The organism is Candidatus Phytoplasma melaleucae (assembly GCF_030588185.1).
Lineage (GTDB): Bacteria > Bacillota_I > Bacilli_A > Acholeplasmatales > Acholeplasmataceae > Phytoplasma > Phytoplasma melaleucae.
Genome location: NZ_JAOSID010000023.1, coordinates 1 through 1,167, shown reverse-complemented (window position 1 = coordinate 1,167; position 1,167 = coordinate 1). Strand labels below are relative to the sequence as shown.

Annotated in this window: 9 tRNA genes; all 9 read left to right on the top strand. The window is 43.8% G+C overall.

Annotation, left to right across the window (positions count from 1 at the left end):
* The first annotated feature begins 60 nt into the window (after positions 1-60).
* The 9 genes from OC680_RS02225 to OC680_RS02185 all read left to right on the top strand — a co-directional run bounded on the left by OC680_RS02225 (position 61) and on the right by OC680_RS02185 (position 979).
* Positions 61-136 (top strand) — tRNA-Thr (locus tag OC680_RS02225).
* Between the two features lie 3 nt (positions 137-139).
* Positions 140-215 (top strand) — tRNA-Lys (locus OC680_RS02220).
* Positions 216-284: 69 nt separating this feature from the next.
* A tRNA-Leu gene (locus OC680_RS02215) sits at positions 285-371 on the top strand.
* Between the two features lie 5 nt (positions 372-376).
* Positions 377-452 (top strand) — tRNA-Ala (locus tag OC680_RS02210).
* Between the two features lie 21 nt (positions 453-473).
* Positions 474-550 (top strand) — tRNA-Met (locus OC680_RS02205).
* Positions 551-567: 17 nt separating this feature from the next.
* Positions 568-644, top strand: a tRNA-Ile gene (locus OC680_RS02200).
* 29 nt (positions 645-673) lie between these two features.
* A tRNA-Ser gene (locus tag OC680_RS02195) sits at positions 674-764 on the top strand.
* Positions 765-821: 57 nt separating this feature from the next.
* A tRNA-Met gene (locus tag OC680_RS02190) sits at positions 822-898 on the top strand.
* A gap of 5 nt (positions 899-903) precedes the next feature.
* Positions 904-979, top strand: a tRNA-Asp gene (locus tag OC680_RS02185).
* Positions 980-1,167 lie beyond the last annotated feature (188 nt).

Genomic DNA, 1,167 nt, shown 5'->3' with positions numbered 1-1,167 from the left:
AAAGTCGGGGGTTCAAGTCCCTCATCCTCTACCATCTTCCTACGAGTGAACATCATCAGGGCCAAAATAGCTCAATTGGAAGAGCAACTGACTTGTAATCAGTAGGTTGCGGGTTCGATTCCTGCTTTTGGCACCATTTGTCCCGTTAGCTCAGTTGGTAGAGCACTTGACTTTTAATCAAGGTGTCAAAGGTTCGAATCCTTTACGGGACACCATTTTATTTTTAAAAGGTTTGAATTCTTTACGAGCTATTATTTTATATTTAATAATTTACCTTTAATTTTGCCTGAATGGTGGAATAGGTAGACACGTGGGACTTAAAATCCCATGATTTTAAAGTCGTGCCGGTTCAAGTCCGGCTTCAGGTACCAGAAAAGGGGTTTTAGCTCAGTTGGGAGAGCGCCTGTTTTGCAAACAGGAGGTCAGCGGTTCGAATCCGCTAAGCTCCACCAATTATTGATTTATATAAATAAGGCGGTGTAGCTCAGTTGGTTAGAGCACTTGGTTCATACCCGAGAGGCCAGAGGTTCGATTCCTCTTTCCGCTACCATTATTTGTTTAGAATATGGACCTGTAGCTCAGCTGGTCAGAGCTACCGGCTCATAACCGGTTGGTCGTAGGTTCGAATCCTACCGGGTCCACCATATTATGCAATATTAATTTATTTTAATTTGGAGGAATACCCAAGTCCGGTTTAAGGGGCCAGTCTTGAAAACTGGAAGGTCTGTAAAGATGCGGGGGTTCGAATCCCTCTTCCTCCGCCAGTTTTTGGTTTTGTTGTAGTTTATGAATTTCTTGTGACGAATAATTAAAATTAAGATCGCGGGATAGAGCAGTTTGGTAGCTCGTCGGGCTCATAATCCGAAGGTCGTAGGTTCAAATCCTGCTCCCGCAACCAAACAAGGTCCGATGGTGTAGTGGTAAACATGCTTGCCTGTCACGCAGGAGATCGCGGGTTCAAGTCCCGTTCGGACCGCCATTTATTAATTTATTAACATTAATTTATTAGGCTCTGTAGCTCAGTCGGTAGAGCAGTGGGGGCGCTAGTTCGGGCGTAAATGAAAGAGGATTAAGGCACCTCGTTCCTCATGATAATGGGAAGAAGTAACGGATTAACCTGAGTTTGAAAAAACAAAAGGGACCAAAGCATATCCGTAAAGTGATTAA